The sequence below is a fragment of the Mesobacillus sp. LC4 genome (assembly GCF_053543455.1).
In genome coordinates this window covers 40410-60334 of the sequence record NZ_JBGCUB010000004.1, presented here as the reverse complement: position 1 = coordinate 60334, position 19925 = coordinate 40410, and the positions used below count along the sequence as shown (strand labels likewise).

The 19925-nt window shown below is 42.1% G+C and carries 19 protein-coding genes and 1 riboswitch; of the genes, 5 read left to right on the top strand and 14 right to left on the bottom strand.

The genetic code is table 11. The annotated features are described in order from the left end of the window. Positions 1-516 precede the first annotated feature (516 nt). Positions 517-1866: a hemolysin family protein gene (locus tag AB5I83_RS13635; protein WP_448976030.1), complete on the top strand. Its 1350-nt coding sequence runs from the start codon at positions 517-519 to the stop codon at positions 1864-1866. Between the two features lie 71 nt (positions 1867-1937). Here the strand turns inward: AB5I83_RS13635 and AB5I83_RS13630 are convergent, their stop codons facing one another. The 8 genes from AB5I83_RS13630 to AB5I83_RS13595 all read right to left on the bottom strand — a co-directional run bounded on the left by AB5I83_RS13630 (position 1938) and on the right by AB5I83_RS13595 (position 11095). Next, complete coding sequence (locus AB5I83_RS13630) at positions 1938-2894, bottom strand: cation diffusion facilitator family transporter (RefSeq protein WP_448976029.1); 957 nt, start codon at positions 2892-2894, stop codon at positions 1938-1940. A gap of 160 nt (positions 2895-3054) precedes the next feature. Beyond that, on the bottom strand, positions 3055-4851 hold the full coding sequence (locus AB5I83_RS13625) for a TIGR04190 family B12-binding domain/radical SAM domain protein (protein ID WP_448976028.1): 1797 nt from the start codon (positions 4849-4851) through the stop codon (positions 3055-3057). A gap of 254 nt (positions 4852-5105) precedes the next feature. Continuing rightward, positions 5106-5459, bottom strand: coding sequence for a hypothetical protein (locus AB5I83_RS13620; protein ID WP_448976027.1), 354 nt, complete (start codon positions 5457-5459; stop codon positions 5106-5108). A gap of 117 nt (positions 5460-5576) precedes the next feature. Next, positions 5577-7040 carry a DUF4153 domain-containing protein gene (locus tag AB5I83_RS13615; RefSeq protein ID WP_448976026.1) on the bottom strand — a complete coding sequence of 488 codons (1464 nt, stop codon included), beginning with the start codon at positions 7038-7040 and terminating at the stop codon, positions 5577-5579. A gap of 99 nt (positions 7041-7139) precedes the next feature. Further along, on the bottom strand, positions 7140-7775 hold the full coding sequence (locus AB5I83_RS13610) for an HAAS signaling domain-containing protein (RefSeq protein ID WP_448976025.1): 636 nt from the start codon (positions 7773-7775) through the stop codon (positions 7140-7142). Beyond that, positions 7756-8103, bottom strand: a complete 348-nt coding sequence (locus tag AB5I83_RS13605; protein WP_448976024.1) for a PadR family transcriptional regulator — start codon at positions 8101-8103, stop codon at positions 7756-7758. The genes AB5I83_RS13610 and AB5I83_RS13605 overlap by 20 nt, the downstream gene beginning before the upstream one ends. A 120-nt stretch (positions 8104-8223) precedes the next feature. Then, on the bottom strand, positions 8224-8547 hold the full coding sequence (gene sugE, locus AB5I83_RS13600; RefSeq protein ID WP_448976023.1) for a quaternary ammonium compound efflux SMR transporter SugE: 324 nt from the start codon (positions 8545-8547) through the stop codon (positions 8224-8226). A gap of 48 nt (positions 8548-8595) precedes the next feature. Continuing rightward, positions 8596-8693, bottom strand: a riboswitch (guanidine-I (ykkC/yxkD leader). Positions 8694-8737: 44 nt separating this feature from the next. Beyond that, entirely contained in the window at positions 8738-11095 is a 2358-nt protein-coding gene (locus AB5I83_RS13595; RefSeq protein WP_448976022.1) for a sensor domain-containing protein, read from the bottom strand. 446 nt (positions 11096-11541) lie between these two features. On the opposite strand from AB5I83_RS13595, the gene AB5I83_RS13590 reads away from it, so the two are divergent. Both AB5I83_RS13590 and AB5I83_RS13585 read left to right on the top strand, forming a co-directional pair. Further along, positions 11542-11964 carry a DUF3939 domain-containing protein gene (locus AB5I83_RS13590; protein WP_448976021.1) on the top strand — a complete coding sequence of 141 codons (423 nt, stop codon included), beginning with the start codon at positions 11542-11544 and terminating at the stop codon, positions 11962-11964. Next, a complete protein-coding gene (locus AB5I83_RS13585; protein ID WP_448976020.1) occupies positions 11879-12253 on the top strand; it encodes a DUF3939 domain-containing protein in 375 nt (124 codons plus the stop codon). The genes AB5I83_RS13590 and AB5I83_RS13585 overlap by 86 nt, the downstream gene beginning before the upstream one ends. Before the next feature lie 99 nt (positions 12254-12352). On the opposite strand, the gene AB5I83_RS13580 is transcribed toward AB5I83_RS13585, so the two are convergent. Further along, positions 12353-12724 (bottom strand): YidH family protein, encoded by a 372-nt coding sequence (locus AB5I83_RS13580; protein ID WP_448976019.1) that lies wholly within the window; start codon positions 12722-12724, stop codon positions 12353-12355. A 672-nt stretch (positions 12725-13396) separates the two neighbouring features. Between AB5I83_RS13580 and AB5I83_RS13575 the strand changes: the two genes are divergently transcribed. After that, a complete protein-coding gene (locus tag AB5I83_RS13575; RefSeq protein WP_167832200.1) occupies positions 13397-13660 on the top strand; it encodes an ArsR/SmtB family transcription factor in 264 nt (87 codons plus the stop codon). Between the two features lie 72 nt (positions 13661-13732). Here AB5I83_RS13575 and AB5I83_RS13570 read toward each other — a convergent pair whose 3' ends face one another. From AB5I83_RS13570 to AB5I83_RS13560, 3 genes are all read right to left on the bottom strand, one after another. Continuing rightward, positions 13733-14662 carry a cation diffusion facilitator family transporter gene (locus AB5I83_RS13570; protein ID WP_448976018.1) on the bottom strand — a complete coding sequence of 310 codons (930 nt, stop codon included), beginning with the start codon at positions 14660-14662 and terminating at the stop codon, positions 13733-13735. A 168-nt stretch (positions 14663-14830) separates the two neighbouring features. Beyond that, entirely contained in the window at positions 14831-16243 is a 1413-nt protein-coding gene (locus AB5I83_RS13565; protein WP_448976017.1) for a SpoVR family protein, read from the bottom strand. A 68-nt stretch (positions 16244-16311) separates the two neighbouring features. Next, entirely contained in the window at positions 16312-16635 is a 324-nt protein-coding gene (locus AB5I83_RS13560; RefSeq protein ID WP_448976016.1) for a DUF3889 domain-containing protein, read from the bottom strand. A gap of 169 nt (positions 16636-16804) precedes the next feature. Here AB5I83_RS13560 and AB5I83_RS13555 point away from each other — a divergent pair, with 169 nt between their 5' ends. Next, positions 16805-17059 (top strand): YhdB family protein, encoded by a 255-nt coding sequence (locus AB5I83_RS13555; protein WP_448976015.1) that lies wholly within the window; start codon positions 16805-16807, stop codon positions 17057-17059. Between the two features lie 123 nt (positions 17060-17182). On the opposite strand, the gene AB5I83_RS13550 is transcribed toward AB5I83_RS13555, so the two are convergent. Continuing rightward, positions 17183-17905, bottom strand: coding sequence for an SDR family oxidoreductase (locus AB5I83_RS13550; protein WP_448976014.1), 723 nt, complete (start codon positions 17903-17905; stop codon positions 17183-17185). A gap of 37 nt (positions 17906-17942) precedes the next feature. Further along, complete coding sequence (locus AB5I83_RS13545) at positions 17943-19688, bottom strand: phospho-sugar mutase (protein WP_448976013.1); 1746 nt, start codon at positions 19686-19688, stop codon at positions 17943-17945. Positions 19689-19925 lie beyond the last annotated feature (237 nt).

Below are 19925 nucleotides of genomic sequence, written 5' to 3'. Positions count from 1 at the left end.
CTGATAAATAATTCTAATTTGTTAAAATCAGAATTTTCTAATATAATTAAACATAAACTTCATACTTTATGTGTCCGTTTCATACATTGATATCAAACCGTATTTATGTTCCCCTTAGTTATCCTCGATATGGTATAATAAAATTTAAATGATAAAGCTGAGGTGGTATGATGGGGCAATCTATCGTATCAAGAATATAACAGCTGCAGACGCGGAAGGAACAGCATAACAGGATGTTGGCCCTGGCTGATCCAGCCGCACGGAACGGGCCGTTAGATTTCTTGATGAATTTAATCAAGACTTTTTACGCATTGATTGATCATGTTTTTATCTTTGTCTTCTTAAGGGCAATTTTGAAGAACATACTAACAGCAAATGCGTAAAATCAGTTATGAAAGCATCATTATCTAAGAAGGAATTTAGATCATTTAAATTGAAGCCTGTGCAGCAGGCTTAATTTTCAGTTTACTGGGAGGTGACTCCTTACCCGCATATCCGCGGGCTAAGGGAACTTATTTGGACATATTTAACTTGGTTTGGATAGCCATTTTAATTGCTTTAACGGCATTTTTTGTCGTCTCAGAATTTGCGATTGTTAAAGTGAGAAGTTCCAGAATCGACCAACTTATAGAGGAAGGCAGCAAGAAGGCTGTGCTCGCGAAAAGAGTCATTTCCAATCTGGATGAGTACCTTTCTGCCTGCCAGCTGGGGATCACGATCACAGCTCTGGGAATCGGCTGGCTTGGAAAGCCGGCAATTGCAGACTTGATAGAACCGTTATTAACCAGTCTGGATATTCCGCAATCCGTCGGACATGTCATTGCAGTGGGAATTGCATTCGCAACCATCACATTTCTGCATGTCGTAGTCGGGGAATTGGCACCTAAGACATTAGCGATCCAAAAAGCAGAATGGGTTTCCCTTAATACAGCTGGTCCTCTGATCTTATTCTACAAGATCATGTACCCGTTTATCTGGTTATTGAACGGATCTGCCCGTCTTGCTACTGGCCTTGTGGGGCTAAAACCTGCCTCTGAACATGATTTGGCTCATTCTGAAGAAGAACTTCGCATTATTCTGTCTGAGAGCTTTAAAAGTGGTGAAATCAACCAGTCAGAGTTTAAGTATGTAAATAAAATATTTGAATTTGACAACCGGATCGCCAAGGAAATCATGGTGCCCCGCACGGAAATCATTTCGTTGTCAATCGAGGATACTCTGGAAAACTTCCTCCAAATTGTGAAGGAAGAGAAATTCACCCGTTATCCTGTCATCGACGGAGACAAGGACCATATTGTCGGACTCGTCAATATCAAGGAAGTCATGACTGATTTGATTCATGACCAGGGCCGGGGCAAAAAAGAAATAGATTCATATATTCGACCAATCATCCGGGTAATCGACAGCATTCCGATTCACGATTTGCTTGTCAAGATGCAGAAAGAGCGCATACACATGGCGATCTTGATGGATGAATATGGAGGCACGTCCGGGCTCGTAACAGTAGAAGATATCCTTGAAGAAATTGTGGGAGAAATTCGCGATGAGTTCGATATGGATGAAGTGCCGATGATCCGCAAAGTTCAGGAAAGTCATTATATCATTGATGCCAAACTGCTAGTCAGTGAGGTAAATGAACTTCTTGCACTAGATATCAACGATGAGGATGTCGATACAATCGGCGGCTGGATGCTTACAGAAAACTATGAGGTTAAGCAGGGCGACATCGTCAGTTTTGGTTCCTACCATTTCAGAATCACCGAAATGGAAGAGCACCACATTAAATATATTGAAGTAACGAAGCAGCCTGAAACTGAAAAGGCAGCCGAGAATTTTTTCATAAACAAAACTGAAGTTGTTTCCTAGAAGATCCAGTATTACTTCCATCACTAAAACCCAGGCAGGTCCTTCCTGCCTGGGTTTTTTGCGGCTTTATTTTACACTTTCCAGGTTTGGACATCATCTGCTTCGATGATTCCCATTATCACATCATCCACATCTGGATCCTTTAGGACGCTATCTCTGACCCTGAACTTGATATCATCTGCATCAGCCAGTGTCAGCCCTTTGCGCAGCTCCAGATAGCTCTCGACATGGTACTGCCTTCCCTCCTGGACAATCCTTAATGTATTGATGTCAATGACATCTGGATCTGACAGGATAAGCTGGGCTATACGGTCCTCAACTACCTTAGGTGCTGCAACACCAATGAGCCCTACCGTGTTCTCATACCCGATCTTCAAGGCAATCCCGATTAGCAGGATGCCAATCAGCAAGGTTCCGATTCCGTCAAGCAAATAAAACCCTGTAACATGCGCCATGACAATCGAAGCCAATGCCAATAGCGCCCCAAATGTCGCAATCAAATCTTCATAGAAGACCAATCTTGTTGGCGGTGCAGCAAGGCTTACATTTTTGAATGCATTTGCGACAATCCCAAAGCCCTTTGCATCGCTTCTTGTTTCATGGGCAATCTCTTTCATGGCCTTTACCAGAATCCCTCCATCAACAAGTACTGCAACTGTCATGATAATGACATTCAGCCACAAATTGGAGGAAGCTTTCGGATGCTGAATCAACTCCCACCCTTTGATGACCGTTTCATAAGCCATAATGGAAATGATGATAACCGCTACCAGTACAAATAAGTTCACAACCCTGCCGAAACCGGTCGGAAATCGTTTAGTTGCTTCTTTTTCAGATATCGCACTGCCAATGAAAACAAAGAACTGATTCAATGCATCCGCAACTGAATGAAGTGTCGTCGCCAGCATCGTACCACTTCCGCTGATCACAGCAGCGACCCCTTTGATTACTGCGAGGAATGTATTCCCAATCGCAGCAATGCCAGAAGATTTATTTCCTCTTTTAAAAAACTCAACCATTGATGACATTTCTCCACCCGCTTTACTAGTTAAATATATTTTCCTTTACCTTTTCACATTTCGTTTAATTTTAAACATTTATTTGGATTTGCAGAAAGAATCCTTTGTGTAAGCAAAGCGCAAAAGAACCCATCAGGATTATATCCTGATGGGTTCTTTTCGAGAAAAATCATGTTCTGCTCTTAGAAGCTTCTCCGACTCTTTTATTATAGGAATTCCATTTTTGTTTCGCATTGATCCAGATATCTTCAGCCAGCAGCTCGATTCCGATTGTCGTGAGTGAGAAGATATTGGCATAATGCTTTTTCACTTCCCATTTCAATTCATGCTTTCCGCAAATGCTATATTTGTTCACTTCTTCCATTTCCTTACTGAGCAGAGCAAGCTGCTGATTTTTTTCTTGTTCGGGAAGAGCGACGATTGCATCGATCTTTTCAATATATTCAAGTGATTTCGCGATTTTTTCGTTCACTTCATCATGAGTCTTTTTGTCTACCAGGTCATATTTAAGTTTAAACGAATTGAGGTTCCTGGCAGATTCATAGGTTGATTGAACAATTTCATCCCTCGTCATATAATCTGTTTCAAAACTGAGCATATATTTCCATGATGGCTGAGTGATGGCCTTTCTATGGTCTTCGATACTATGGCAGAACTTCTTATACCCGTATTTTTCTGGATTTTCAAATGCAGGGCTTGCCGGGTCCAGGAATGGTGCAAGCGGCGCAACAAAGTATGATAGTCGTTTATCTCCGTCGCAGGCATTGTGTATTTCTTCGCAGAAGTCAACATTATCAAGAGCACTTTGATAGTCCTGGTGCGGAATGCCAACCATGAAAAAGATATCAATCTTCTTGCAGCTATGCTTCAATGCTGCCTGCAGCGTTTCAATCACTTTTGCGTTGGTACAGTTGAATTTGCCATTATATCGGCGAATCTTCTCATCATGTGTTTCCAATGTCAGTTCAATGCTGTACTTCGGAACCACCTTCTCAATTTTTTCGAAGAACTCCTCGTTCGCATATTGGAATAATTCAAATACCAGTTCATTCTTCAAGTTGATCTTGCTGAGCCTCTCAAAGAACTCATTCACATATTCCTTCCCTGCCTGGCGAATATCATGAAGAATGAAAATCGGTGCCCTGCTGAAGCGCTGAATGAAAAGTATGTCCTCTACCAGTTTCGCAGGCGAGCGTTTTGCCAGCACTTTACGGTTGCAGTTATCCTTGTATGATTGCTTTGAGCCCCCGCAAATCAAGCAGCCCTGAGTGCAGCCTTTCGCCGTGAGTATGGCCGTATTCGGATATTGCAGCCAGCCGTTATAGGGCAGTGGATCCAGGAAATTCTTATACTTGAAGACCGACTTGATCGTATACCGGTAACCAGGGATGTCAAATTCATCCAAGCTGTCCGGAACATGGCTTAATGGATTGTAAATAGGATTGTCTCCATCTTTCCATGTAAGGTTTGGAATGCCGCCAAGATGATGAGTTCCTATTTTAAAATGGTTGATCAAAAGGAGCATCAGTTTTTCTGTTGAATCTCCTCTCATGACAAAGTCTATGAATGGATATTCTATTAACTCTTTATGATAATAGGTTGCTGATAGACCGCCAAAAATCATCGGTGTTTCTGGATGAAGTTTTTTTACAATCTTCGCAAGTTCAATACTGCCATGAGCGTGCGGCAGCCAATGAAGATCAATTCCAAATGCACGTGTTTTGATTCTTTTCAATTTCTTTTCCACATCAAAGTTTTCATCCATCAGCATTCGATTGGCGATATTAATGATCTTCACGCGGAGGCCCTGGCGTTCTAAATATTCCGCAATGCTGGTCAGACCAATGGGATACATTTCGAACACAGGAGATGACGGGACGACGTCACTGATTGGGCCTGCCAGCAGGGCATTTTTCCGAAAATCGTAAACACTTGGTGCATGGAGAAGGACAAGGTCGTATTTCAAAGGACTCACCTCGAATAAAATATATACTATTAATCTGCCTGATAAAGGCAATGTATGATTACACCTTAATCATAACTCTCGACTAATTCTTCTAAGTCCTGGAAAGTGCAAGATTTTGTGAACAGCTGAACATAATCGATTTTAAACAGCCGGCAACCCTTGATAAATAAAGGGATTTTTAGTTTATGAACGTTTTGTGGATGGCATTGTGTTAATGTAAAAAAAAGACTGCGATATCGCAGTCTTTGGATACATTATTTTTCCTGCTGGACCATGAGGATTTCTTCCTCGACTCTGCCCAATTTTAACAGATGTGAATCAAGGCGTTTGTGGATTGTGCTGAATTCTGAGTTGTTCTTGACTTCCGCCTTGCTCAGCAATTCTTTTAACATATTTTCAATCTTGGCGCTTTGCATTTCTTCCATTCTTTCAAGAGCGTCCTTGATATCTGTTATATCAATCTGGTTTGATGTTACGCGATGCTCAATACTATCGACTTTCTCTAGACGTTCGAGCCTTTTCTCAATGCTTTCGGCTCTTTTATGCAATGAGTCAATTGAACTCTCAATACCTTTTATCAGATGAATGATCTCAGATAAACCTTCCATTTTGCATGGCTCCCCTTTATTTGGCTTAAGATTATTTTATCATCATTAATCACATCGATATGTTACAAAACTGGTAACAAAGCCGGTATTTGTTTGCAATATAGCCACATTTTAAAATCACTGAATCTCCAGCTCCATGATCGCTTCTTCAGCGCTTCGTCTGGACATATTGATTGAATTCCAGCGTTCTTCTGAATCCGTGAATTCCTGCTTTCTTTGCAGCAGCAAGTCTGAGAGACCAGGGTGGCCAGGATTAAGCTTATAAAGCTCCACAAGGCCCTCTACCCCTTCATAAGACAGCGAATTCAAATAATGTATATCGATTTTACCTGTTTCTGAGTATCTCTCCAAATTGCGTTCAACAACATACTCGTCAAGCTGGATGGTGTTGATTACGGTATAAAAAATGACTGCAGATATGATGTAAAAGCGAACAAGAGAGAGCCTTTCCATCCATACCCTCATAAGGGAATAGCATAAAATCACAAGCAGGAACACCATGAATGAATGGGCCAGTACTCTGGCAAAGGTAAATCCATAAGCTTCTTCATACATGAGCAGGCGTAAAAATGCTGAATACAGCATGACTCCGCTGAATGTAACGAGCAGGGAAAGAAGAGAGCGAATAGCAAGAGTCATAAATTTAGACGTTTTATCGACATACGAAACGATCGTAGAGATGATCAACAAATTCAGCATCGTTACAAAAAGAAGTTCAAAAAATCCTCTGCGCGCAAATTCAGCATACGTATATCCCGCTTTTAAGGTTTCACCGAAAAAGTATTGAAATTGTACTGCTACAAATAATAAATAAACGATATTCAATAAAGTGAGCACCGTCAGGCTGATCACGCTATCCCATGCTATTTTTCCTGTTGCCTTCGGGTCTTCCGCAGGAACCGGCTGCTTATTCCTTAGCACCTGAAAGAGACCAAAGATCGCAAAAGTGAAAATGATGACCGCAATCGTCCGCAGTACTTCCTCCTCGATTTTCAATCCTAAAAGCCAGCGAGGGAATTCACCTAGAAGATCTCCGAATTGTTGGTCAGCAGAGACAAGCAGGTTGAGGATCACAAACAATAGCGGTAATGAAATGCCCACCCCAATCAGTACTTTTCGAATCGTTGCACTCTTGTTTTCTTCAAGCCCTCTTACAGAAAATTTAGCGACATGCATTAAAAACCTGTAGACATAGGCTATTGCTTCCCCAACTGTCAAAAAGAGCTTTTGAACGAATGGCCATCTGTGCCACTGATTATGAAGCGGATAGGTAACAAGCACCAGTTGAATAAGAACCATTACAGGGATCACCAAAAAATTCAACATATATAAAATCATATTCGAATGCAGGAAAAAGCTGGAGGACAAAAGCCAAATGGAAGCAACCATCAAAAGTCCAAGCTTCTTATTTGTAAAGGTGAATGAGCGATATCTCCAGAAAAATACAGCATAAAACACTGTAATAAACACTGGATATGACAAGCCGATGATTCCATGCAAGAAAGACCTTTCAGCCAGAACTCCCAGAGCAAGACAGACCAGAAAAAAAATCCCGTCCCCTTTTTTCAATTTCAATTCCATTAAAATCTCTCCCTTTTACCTAGAATAACTAGGTATATGATCAAAAAAACGCCTTATAATTCTATGTACATAGATATTCTATGTACATAATTAAAAAAATTAGATGGAAGCCTTTTTCCCCCATCTATATCCAAGCCAACAAATTGGATACAATAACGCTGTGAAAAGAATACATATAAAAATGAATGCAGGACTCAGCAGCGGCTGGAACCAGTCATGCGGAATCAGCTTGAGCAATGTCAGGTTCATGAGAACAATATTCGGAAGGATGGAAAGGATAAATGTCTTCTTCATCAAGCTTCTTCCCTTATGGCCAAATCCTTTGCCAATCTCATATCCTAGCAGGGCCCAAAAGAAAAGATATAACAAGATAATCACGGCAGGTATGGATGTGAGACTTTGCCACGCGATATCAATGAAAGGGAAATCAAAAAGGTTATGCACCAGGGTCAAGGTGATGCCTCCAACAAAGAAAAACAGATTGGCACTAATGAAAACCCATTGAGTTTTCATTGGTGTCGTCGATAATTCTTCCCGCCAGCATTCAGCAATCTCTTCCGGTGTCCCCAACCTCGAATGAATTTCCAACCTAATATCCGCCCATTCGATGTCCTTAAGCTCTTCAAGCATCTCGGTAATATGGTTATCGTACTCAGCTAAAATTTGTTCTCTGTCTCCATGCTTCCCTAAGTGCCTATCTAGCTCCGCGAGGAATTCAGTCTTTAACTGGATCATTTTTTGTTCTCCTGATCACTTTGTTCATGACATTGACGAAGTGCTGCCACTCTTCTGTTTTCTCTATAAGGACTTCTCTGCCTTCATCAGTAATCCGATAATATTTCCTAGCTGGGCCTTTTTCCTGCTCCTGCCAATAAAATTCAATGTATTCCTGTTTTTCAAGCTTATGCAATGCTGGATAAAGCGTTCCTTCTTTTACCTGCAGACTATGGTCACTTCGCTTATCCAATTCTTTCACCAGCTCATAGCCATACATATCGCGTTCATTCAGCAGTTGAAGCAGCACCAATGATGTGCTCCCTTTTAAAAGTTCCCGATTAAACATCCTATCACCTACCTAGTAATAAAAGGTACCTATCGGCATCATAATATAAATTGGTGGAATTTGCAAATAAATATTAAAAAGCAGACTGCATTTTTTCGCGAGTCTGCTTTTAAAAGTTCACTAATTGCTTCCCGATGTTGCCTTCAAGCCGATGATCCCTACTAGAATGAAGCCTACAAACATCAGCCTCATAAGGTTGCGCGGCTCTCCAAACAACACAATCCCTAGAATGACTGCCCCTGCCGCTCCAATTCCAGTCCAGATGGCATATGCAGTGCCGATTGGCAATGTTTTAACTGCCATAGACAAAAAGTAAAAGCTTATGGCCATCCCGATCAGGGTGATCAACGATGGAACAGCTTTTGTGAAACCTTCTGTATACTTCAGGCCAATGGCCCAAACAACTTCAAATATACCGGCAATAACTAAATAAACCCAAGCCATGCTAACACTCTCTCCTTTCATGAAAAAACCCGGGAGATATCACTGGATATCTCCCGGGTTTTTATCCCTCCGTGTACACAGGTATTCCTGTGCGCCCTCTCTCGGACCAGTCCAGCGATAGCTGCGGAACCCTAGAGGACTTTTGCTAATAAGAATAGTACCATAATCAAGACAGTCAGTCAAAAAGGCATCAGGTCTCCTGAAGCTCTCTGTTCATCATCGTCTCATATTCATTAGATGGCAGTGGCGGTGAGTAGAAATATCCCTGCACTTCCTGACATCCCAGTGATTTTAACAGGTCAATCTGCGATTCTGTTTCAACCCCTTCGGCAATCACCTTTAACTTCAGGTTCGTTGCCATTGAGACAATCGTGGAGATGATTTCACGGTTTTCCTGGGAGTGCGAAATGAAGCTCTGGTCAATTTTCAATCGATCGACTGAAAGCTTGCTTAAATAACTCAATGAACTGTACCCTGTTCCAAAATCATCAATGCTGACCTCAATTCCGATTTCCCTTAATGCCTGGAGCTGCTCATTGATACTGTCTTCCTTTTTGATCATGATGCTCTCAGTTACTTCGATTTCGATCAATTCGCCATAAAGTCCATATTCTTTCAGTGCATGCTGCATGAACTTTACGAAATCCTCCTGGTAAAAATGAATGATCGAGATATTGATGGAAGTCCGGGGAACCTCGAACCCCTGACTCTTCCATTTGACAAGCTGGCTGAACACCTTCCTGATGATCAGCCTCTCAAGAGGTACGATCAAGTTTGCTTCCTCTGCAATCGGGATGAACACGCCAGGAGGAACCATTCCATGTCGAGAATGCTTCCACCTTGCCAGAGCTTCAGCCCCGGTTATCACATTTGTTTCTGCATTATATTTAGGCTGGTAAAAAACAGTGAGAGCATCGCTATTAATCGCGTTCCGCAATTCATTCTCTAGCTCAAACTTATTCAGGTTGTTGTCCACCATGCTTTGGTCAAAAAATTGGAAGTGATTCGCACCGTTTTCTTTTGCCTTATACATCGCCATATCGGCATACTTCAGCAACAGTTCAAGATTATTCGTATCTTCTGGATACCTTGAGATACCAATACTCGCGGTGATCAGGAATTCCATCCCTTCCGCAAAAAGCGGACTCTGGAATGCATGGACAACATTCCTGGCAATCGATTCCGGCTTGTGTCCTCCAGTTACAAGAATGGCGAATTCATCTCCGCCAATTCTGGCAATGAGGCATTCCCCGGGCACAACTTCTGAAAGTTTCCTGCCAATCTGCACCAGTATCTTATCACCAAACGAATGGCCAAATGTATCATTGATTCGTTTAAAACGGTCAAAATCAAGGTAGATCAAGGCAAACACTTCATCCTTGATAAATTGCGCACCCATCACTTTCTCCAAATTCCGTCTGTTAGGCAAATTGGTCAATTCATCATGATAGGCTAGATACTCAATCATTTTGTCTGCTTTCTTCTGTTCTGTTATGTCCCTGACGACTCCAAAGACACCCACCGTTATGTTCTTGACAATGACCCTCACGGCTGTAATTCTTACGTCGGCGTAAGTTGAATCCGCTCTTTTCAAAGTGGTTTCAATCAATTTGGTCTCACCGCTGAGCACTTTCATGAAGTAATTCCTTATTTTCTTTTCTTCCTCTCTGCCCCCTATCAAATCAATGAAATGAAGGCCAACCAATTCATTATCTCCATAGCCAGTCAGCTCTACCGCCTCTTTATTGACACTTAAAATATACCCTTGCAAGTCAACCCTGAATACAGAATCAGGATTATGAGTGAACAAGGATAAATGAGACTGGACGTTCTTCATGATCAGTTTTTCGCCAAAAAGGTCCGGGACGAGGATGAATAATAAATTGGCACAGGCCATATACACGAATGGCGCCAGGAAAGAATGTATTCCGTTTCCATCCGTAATGGCCATCATTGAAGTCAGGACGATATACGGAATACCCGCCAATGCCATTCCGCCAAGTACGCTGCCTGCGTACTTATACTTTTTTACAAACTCATAAATATCCTCGTTCGTAATCTGCATTAAAAAACGTATTAGCGAAAAGGAAGTGACCAGAATCATTAAAAATGACATGATCGATAAAACTGGCTGAATCTTGATTGCTTCCCTGAAGATGATATAAAAAGCAGTATATTCAGCTGTCATGATGCTGGCAGCGATCAATAAACTAGTGAAAACATACTGAGGTGTATTCCCTATATCCCTTTGCGCCAGACTAAAAGCTGCATAAGACCCCAATCCACAAATACTAAAGAAAATCAGAAAAAATAAATAAAAATTGCTCGTGGAAAATGGAACCCCAGCGGATATAATCACAAATAAATGGGTCAGCAAAAACGTTAGAGCCAAAAGGAGCGAATACAGGACCTTTTTGCGTTTTTTCCGATATATAGTCTTTTTGATTTGCCTGCTGAATTCAACTGCCATAATGGAAGAAATGATCAAAAAAACGATTGTTAACGCTATATTATTAAAATCAAATATGTACATATGGGGAATATCCATACTGCCCCTCGTTTCTGTCTGTTTTTTGCTTTCGTGGATTAGTGAAAATTGGAATGGCTGAGAAAATCCAATTTCATTTAGCCGACAATTTTCGCCATCATGATTGAAGCTTTCTAAATATTATACAATATTCATCCACATAATTGACATGTTATGAGTCTCATTTTCGAAATATTCAAAAACAACCATACCATTCAAAAGGAGAATTTAATATACTATAAGTAGAAGGAATTCCACTTTAAATCCCTAATTGGCCCCTGCTTCACTCACCTTTTTGGCTCTTCCCATATCAGCATATTTGGACAGACTCTTATTTATATATCGGCATAACCGGATTTTTATTAAGCACAATACATGTATAAGCCTTCAACATATACCATGATGCGACTGTTGGTTAATAATGATGTATTAAGGCGTTTACCTGCCTTGGAAAGGAGAGGATTTAGATGCAAGCGGAGAAAGAAAGAGGAAATAACAGGAGCTTATTTTCTGAATCAATCCTCCTAAGGTCTGCAGCTGCTATCATATGGCCCATCATCGGTTACCTGCTTGACCTTAAGCTGGATCTGCTTCCTTACTTAACTGTAGTGGGTTCTGTTGGAGGAGTGGCTCTATATGTTTTTTTTGCTGCAAGCAAGCGAAAATTGCCAGAGGCCGCCAAGAAAACCTGGCCAACCATTGAGACAAGCGTTGACGAAATTAAAAAGGCAGTCCGTATATATTCCGAGCAGCTTCCGAAGGGGGTATACCGCACCATACTTGTTAAAGAGGACAATAGGATCGATGCAGAACAACTTGCCCCCAATCCTGAAGGGAATTCCATCACAAAATTTTTACATGTCCAAGGAAACATACGATATTTTCACTGAGAATGAAAAAAACCTCGCATTGACAATCGATAAAGTTCAAAAGGCAGTAGACCTATATGTGAAAGAGCATAAGGCGTACCCAATCCTCCCCTATGACCCCCTGCACAGAGTGAATTATTATCAGTTGTTGAATGCCCATTGCCTCGATACCCAACCGGAGATTGAGCTATATATCACCAATTACGATGGCCTGATCACACATAAGAAACCGGAGCAAAACAGCACAGGGAATAAGAAAAGCGCAAGCGCCTTGGTCAGCCCCGAAAAGCGCTGGAGGGCCGACCGGTGAAGTCGCTCTTTGACTTCATTGGGCGGACCGAAGTGACTCGAGGGGCTAGGCGCTGGAGCTGGACAATTCTCGAAGTAGAATTTATATTTTCTTACCTAATTAAAATAAAATGTTAATCAAATAAATGCCAAGCAGCAGAAAAATCAAAAAAATAACCCCTGTGGAGACTTTTACAAAAGTACTGGCTGAAGCAAAGGTTTGACGGTTGATATTTTTCCGCATAGAGAAATAATGTGTGGTCGCGAAGAAGAGAATCACGAAACCAATCACCAAAGATAAGATGCTGATCAAAACAGCAATTGTATCAGCAGTCTTGCTTGCAAAGCTAATATTATTGAAATGCAGACTTGAGGCCAAGAAACCAATCCCGATAATAGCGATGGATGTCCGGACCCATGCAAGGTATGTTCGTTCATTGGCCAGATGCTGTTGGATATATTTTGATTCTAGTGTTTTATGATCGTCCATCATAACACCCACTTTCCCAGATTGCGGATCGTTTATTGCTTCCTGATACGTGACTTCCACAGAATAAAAAAACTCAACTTTAGTTTATCACCGGAACCAGTCAATTCCTCTTCATTTGCTCATCATCAAGCTTTATGATTCCTCGTTGTTGGGGCTCTATTCATTCATAGGAGAAGGGTGTCCCTATAAGTATAAACCCTAGGGACACCCTTTAATTTCAGGTCAACTTAAGAATAGCCCGTTGATTTCCGTTCCAGGCGCTTCGCTTTCCGCGGGGCTGGCGCTGAGCCTCCTCACCGCCGTTGGCGCCTGCGGGGTCTCATCTGACCAGCTGATCCCGCAGGACATTGAGTAACTTCCTCGAGCCTGCCCACGCACGAGGGAAATGCGTTAGCATTTTCGGAGGAGTCTTCGCGCCTTCCACTTCAATCAACTCAAATTTACTTACATCATTTTAAATTACAAAATAAAACAAGAAAATAATTAAGCCACCATAACCTACAAAACGGTTCGTAACAAAATCTAGTTGAGCCTCCAATGCCCCTTAACTTTCTATTCTTTTGTTCTGGAAGAGAAAACTTTATAAGTTATAATAAATACAGGAGGCTGATCAATTTGGAAGATAAGAAAAATAACAACTCTCCTGAGGTGGATTTGGATGAGGAAACTTTATTCATGGTCTCACAGACGTTTAAGGCACTATCAGATCCGACACGGCTCAGGATCCTTCATCTGCTGTTCCAGGGGGAACATTCAGTCAATGAAATAGCAGAAAAACTCTCATTGCTGCAATCAACTGTTTCACATCAGCTGCGTTTCTTAAAAAACCTCAGGCTCGTCAAATTCAGGAGAGAGGGAACAACACTTTATTACACGCATGATGATGAACATGTCATTGACCTGTTAAAGCAAAGCATAGAACATGCCAGCCACCATTGAGATTACAATGTCATTGGCTGGCATGTCTTAAACTTGTTAATTAAGTATTTCAATCAGGTATACGGCCACTCACTAATTGCATGGCCCATGTGCACAAGGGCAGCCATGCTGTTCCCCTTCTACCTGCAAGGTACTGTGGTCAATGCCAAACTTGTCGTGCAACAGCTTTTGTGCTTTATGCAGTACTCGGTCATGGGCTCCTTCTCCTTCGACAGCAATATGGCCGCTAAGCATGAAAACACCTGAAGTGATGGACCAAACATGGACATCGTGTACATCTTTCACTTCCGGAATCTTCTGTATTTCTTCTTTTATCTCATCCAGGTTAACTTGCTCTGGTGCCCCTTCCATCAGCACATGGAAGCTTTCCTTTGTTACCCTCCAGCCGCTGATGATGATGAGGATGGCCACAGCGACGCTTGCGATCGGGTCTGCGAGTCCCCAGCCAAAAAAGTAAATCAGCAATGCTGCAGTGATGGCACCAACTGAACCCAGCATGTCACCTATTACATGGAGAAACGCACTTCTCACGTTTAAGTTCTCATCTTTGTCCCCCCTCATTAAAATCCAAGCCGCGACAATATTGACCAGCAATCCGATGACCGAGATTGTCAGCATCCCAAGACTTTGAACTTCTGGAGGATCTGTGAAACGCTGGTACGCTTCTACAAAGATATAAAGCGAAATGATGATCAAGGTCAGACCATTGAGTGCAGCCGCAATGATCTCAAACCGCTTGAACCCATATGTCTTGCTTGGTGTAGCGTTTTTCTCCCCAAGCTTCATTGCGAACAAGCTCAAACCAAGCGCAGCTGCATCGCTCAGCATATGGCCAGCATCCGAAAGCAGTGCAAGGCTGTTTGTGATGACCCCGCCAATTACCTCCACAACCATGAATGTGGAGATTAGAAGAAATGCCCAGAATAAAGCCTTTTTATTGTTTGTATGACTATGGCTATGGCCGTGGCTGTGGCCGTGCCCGTGAGAGTGGCTATGACCCATATCTTCTCCTCCTTGTTTATATATGAATATATGCTCATATATATAATTATGACTGACAATTGAATTTTGTTCAATAAAAAGCTTGTCTTTATTTTAAATACCTTATTATTATGGTTTTTACACAAAAAAAAATTAAACCGCTGAAAAACAGCGGTTTTGGTTTTATCCTTATAAATATTTTCGGTGGATTCCTTTTCCATCATAGGTGTATAACATCGCCCTGTTCTCGACCATTGTTTCGATATGGCATTTCCTGCCCCATAGCTGATGGACATATGGAAGGACTTTTTCAAGGTACTTAATGTCAAGCTCGATCCCCTCGAAGCTATGCGATATATATAACTCCCCATTCTTCTGGTAATCGCCGTCTGTTATAGTCAAATACGGAAATCCTCCATTGACTCTCATGCTGACAAGCTGGTCGCGAACCTGTTCCCAAGCTTTATCGACAACTTTGTATTCACGCCCTTGCTTTTGGAAAAGATACATATCTTCACGCATGACCAGATCCTTCGTCAAGTAATTGCGTAAAAACGAAATATCCGATTCGATTTCACGGACTTCAAACATTTTTTCCCGGCCTGAACCAGGCTTAACTCCGCGCCGTTTCATTTCCTCTGTTGGATTATTATAGCGATCCTCAATATCTTCAAAAATTTTGATTCCTAAATAATACGGGTTGATTCCCGTCTTTGATGGCTGTACGACCCCGGCATTCAATTTCGCAAACTCGATGGATTCTCCGCTCGTCAGGTCCATTTCCCTGAGAATGCGTTGATGCCAGTAAGAAGCCCAGCCTTCATTCATGATTTTCGTTTCAAGCTGCGGCCAAAAATAGAGCATTTCTTCACGCATCATCGTCAGTATATCCCGCTGCCAGTCCTCCAGCTCACGGCTATAGCTCTCAATGAACAAGAGTAAATCTTTTTCAGGACGCGGCGGAAATTTCTTTTTCTTGTTTTTATCTTTTGCTTCGGTCCTTTTTGAATCAAGATCCCATAGATCATCATACGGCGTCGATGCAGACATTGGCTCATCGTCTTCCTCTTCATCCTCAATTGACCATGCAAGCTTCGGTCTCATCAGCGAAGGATCAATATGCTCTTCAATAGCCAGGACCGCATCAAGAAATGATTCAACCTTTTGTTTTCCATGCTGTATTTCATATTTGCGGATTCTTTCCGCTGTTGCTGCCATACTTTCAACCATATCGCGCTTCGTATTTTGGAAACGGACATTGTTCTTGAAGAAATCACAATGGGCAAGGACGTGGGCAACGATTAACTTGTTTTGAATCAGCGAATTCGAATCCAATAAAAAGGCATAGCATGGATTGGAGTTGATGACTAGCTCATAAATTTTTGAGAGCCCTAAGTCATAATGAAGCTTCATTTTATGGAACTGTTTTCCAAAGCTCCAATGGGAAAATCTTGTTGGCATTCCATAGGCACCAAATGTATAGATGATTTCTGCAGGACATATTTCATACCTCATCGGATAAAAGTCCAGTCCAAACCCTTTAGCGATTTCGGTAATTTCAGAAATGGCATATTCCAGTGATTTTTGATCCTCTGACACCATCTCTCCCCCTTTCACCTCTTACAACAATGTATGAGGAAAATAGGAGAAAGATGAACAGGTTAGAAACTTTACTGCTGGTGTTGTTCAGTAACGGAAAGGCTCAACAACCTGTCACTTTTTAAATCATGGGTCACTTGGACGGTCATGATAACAGGTTTACCGTTGACACTGACCTTGTACTGAAATGAATCGAGCACCTGCCGATCATCTATTTGCATCCTGCCCATATACTGATAATCCTGGACAGCTTCCCCGGGGAAATCTTCCTTGATCACGGCAGTAGCGATCCGGCCATATTTTTCATAATCCGGCCTTTGTGCATAAGTATCGACTCTTTGGAATCCCAATAACAAAATTAACAATACAGCCATTGAGGCTAAATACTTCTTCATGAATACACTCCTTTTATGCTTCCAGCGCTTCAATATGTAGTCAATCCGGTGCGCATTTATACAGGTAAAACTTGAAAACCCCAGTAAACAGGGTTGTCCAACATTTTCTGAGGAAGTTCCGGCGTCAAATCCATATAATATTATCAACTCCTCATAAGGAGGATGGGATATGAACAAAACGGATTACGATCGGGCACTATATTACACGCACCGATCTCAATGGGATAACCTGCTTATCCTTATGGTCAGGACCGAGGACCTGTTCCTGGCCAAGAAGATTGAACATTTTCTCCACGCATACAACTTTGAAAAAGATTATGCTGTCATTGAAAAACGCCTGTATTCCCTGCTCAGATATATCGACCACGCAAATGAAGCCGCCGGCGATGACTACCTGGAAACCGCTGTAACCGGCTCAATTTAACAAGAGAATTCCACCAAAAAAATAACACGGCCACCTATATTAAGGTGCCGTGTTTATTATTTTTTATGCTGATTCTCGCTGGTAATAACTAGTACTGTTTTTCTCTATATTGAATCGCCTCGATTAGGCAATCGGGTAATTCTGCACGAGAGGATGGATGACAATCTCATCAATCAGCATATGTTTAGGCGCGGAAGCCATATAAACAACTGCGTTTGCGATGTCTTCCACCTTTAACCAATCATGCTTTTCCGGAAGTCCCTGTTTTGATTGAGCAAAATAAGTATCAACCATTCCCGGGTTGATGGTGCCAACACGAATTCCGTATTCCCTGACTTCCTGTGCCAGTGCTCCGCTGAATCCCTGGACAGCGTACTTCGAAGCTGTATAAGCACTTCCATTAGGAATCGTGTATCTGCCTACGTCAGAGGAAATCGTGATGATTGTACCTGATTTACGCTCTTTCATATGAGGGAGAACGGCTTTGGCGCCAAGGAAGACACCTTGAACGTTCACTTCAAATAGCTTTTTCCATTCTTCAACCGTAACTTCTTCTGCAAGCTTGAAAAAGCCGATTCCAGCATTATTGACGAGTACATCAACCTGCCCGAATGTCTCCATTGTTATTTCAACAAGATTCTTCACCTGCTGTTCATCGCTGACATCCGTCTGAACCGCAATGACATCCGAAAAACCTTTTTGTTTCATTTCTTCCGCTGTCTTATTGATTTCCTCTGAACTGCCTGCGATTGCGAGCTTCATTCCTTGCTCAGCCAATTTCACAGCGATTTCCTTGCCGATTCCTCTTGAGGCACCTGTGACGATTGCGACTTGTTCTTTTAACATATTTTACTTCCTTTCGTGCTGAAGTTCTAAGCTGTGATTACAGGTTCTTTGCTGCTTCCATTTTCTTTTCAACTTCCTGCATGAAATCCTGCTCGATTTTCTGCAGTTTCTGCTTGCTCTCAGCAAGGCTCTTGTCGTTCACACCAAAATAAAACTTGATCTTTGGTTCCGTTCCAGATGGGCGAAGACACATCCATGTACCATCTTCGAGATAGTATTTGATAACATTTGAAGAAGGAAGCTGGATTTTTTCTTCCTCGTTGTTCTCATTCACTCTTACACCTGTTAAATAATCTTCCACTGCTGTGACTTTCAATTCACCAAGCTGCTTAAGAGGGTCCTGGCGGAAGACTCCAAGTGTTTTCTGTATTAGCTCAGCGCCTTCTTTTCCTTTCAGAGTCAAAGAACGCAGCCCTTCCTGATAATAACCGTATTCTTCAAAAATACTAAGAAGCGCTTCGTATAAAGACATGCCCTTCTTTTTGTAATAAGCGCAAACCTCGACAGCAAGCATCGCCGCCTGGACTGCGTCTTTATCGCGGGCAAAGTCCCCGATTAAGTATCCATAGCTTTCCTCATAGCCGAAAAGGAACTTATACTCCCCTGACTCTTCATATTGCTTGATTTTCTCCGCGATGAACTTGAATCCGGTCAGGACATCGATGGTTTCAACCCCGAAAGAAGAAGCGACTTTTCGTCCAAGCTCGGATGTTACGATTGTCTTGAACACAGCTCCATTGGCCGGCAATGTTTCTTTCTCTTGTTTTTGCGTCAGGATATAATGCAGAAGCAGCGCTCCCGTCTGGTTTCCAGTCAACACAACATACTCCCCATCCTGGTCTTTTACAGCGATACCAAGACGGTCAGCATCAGGATCTGTAGCGATCAGAACATCCGCATCGATTTTCTTTCCTTCACGGATTGCCAGTTCAAATGCAGCAGGCTCCTCCGGATTCGGGCTTTTTACCGTTGAAAACTCGGGATCCGGCAGCTCCTGCTCTTTTACGACTGTGACATTCTGGTATTTCAGGTTAGTCAGGATATTGCGTACAGGCATATTGGCAGTACCATGCAATGGTGTGAATATCACTTTTACATCCGCTTCATCAGAGAGTGTCGGATTTTCGGAAATCGTCATCAGCTTCTCAAGATACGCGCGGTCCACTTCAGAACCAATCATCTTGATCAAGCCTTTTTCCTTCAGTTCCCGCTCGTCCATTACCTGAATTGACAGTTCATTTTCGATTTCATTAACCTTCTCGATCACTTCATCCGCACTGTCAGGTGGCAGCTGCCCGCCGTCCGGACCATAAACTTTATAGCCATTGTATTCAGGCGGGTTATGGCTGGCTGTAATGACGATTCCACCGTATGCATGCAGATGACGGACTGCGAACGACAGCTCCGGTGTTGGTCTTAACTCTTCAAATACATATGTCTGGATGCCGCGAGTTGCCAATGTCTTCGCTGCTTCCATAGCGAATTCAGGTGATTTATGGCGTGAATCATAGGCAATTGCCACACCACGCTGTTTTGCTTCATTTCCTTGCTCTTCTATGTATGCTGCCAGTCCGGCTGATGCTTTACGGACAGTATATAAGTTCATCCGGTTGGTACCTGCGCCAATCTCACCGCGCATTCCGCCAGTCCCGAACTCCAGGTTTTTATAAAATACTTCCTCTAACGCTTTTTCATTATCCTTTAATGAATCAAGTTCGGTTTTCAGCTCGGAATCCAATCCGGCAAAACCAAGCCACTTGTCGGCTTTCATTTTCCAATCCATGAAATGACCTCCTGAAAATAAGATTTGAATCTTACAGCTAATTATAAAACAAGATGGTGCTTGATTAATAATTTTTGTTTTTTTTATTTGATGGAGAATGATACAGTGCAAAATCTCTTTATTAGTGGGTTATTGGTGTCCTCTTTTTCCGATTTCTGGGATTTCAGGTCACCAATAGGCTTCATTGGTGTCCCCTTTTTCCAATTCATAGGATTTCAGGTCACCAATAGGCTTCAT